We start from the raw sequence: 418 nt of genomic DNA, 5'->3' as shown, positions 1-418 counted from the left end.
AAATCTATGGTCAGCCCGAGTTTTGCAACTCCAGAACACTGATTCATACTGACAAGGTAGGCTTGCTCTAATCTATCCGGACTCTCGGTGGGCAATGCCGCCCGGTCCATGATGTGAGCCGCGCCTGACGGTCCTCAAAAGCCCCACAGTCTGCACAGACTATTTTGCATGTCAGGTTTGCCGCCAGGCCGTTTGGCCGATTGTCGTCATCAGGGTCTGTCGTCGCAAAAGCAGGTCTGCTCCTAACCGCCGGGGGATCGCCCGGCGGTTTTTACATCCCGGCGCGGGGGTGCGGGCGGTACTCGCCGCCTTGGGCCAGAATCGCCCACACCACCCGCGCCAATTTATTCGCCACCGCGCACGCCACCACCTGGCTCGGCCGACGCAGCATCAGCTGGGCCGTCCACTGGGCCAGGGC

The 418-nt window shown here is 61.7% G+C and carries 1 pseudogene; it reads right to left on the bottom strand.

From position 1 onward, the window contains the following. Positions 1-271 precede the first annotated feature (271 nt). A pseudogene (locus C2134_RS19260) lies at positions 272-418 on the bottom strand (IS110 family transposase); the annotation flags it as partial.

Origin of the sequence: Chromobacterium sinusclupearum, from assembly GCF_002902845.1 — a bacterium.
Classification (GTDB): domain Bacteria; phylum Pseudomonadota; class Gammaproteobacteria; order Burkholderiales; family Chromobacteriaceae; genus Chromobacterium; species Chromobacterium sinusclupearum.
Note: the sequence above shows the minus strand (reverse complement) of the source record. Positions and strands in the feature narration are given on the sequence as shown.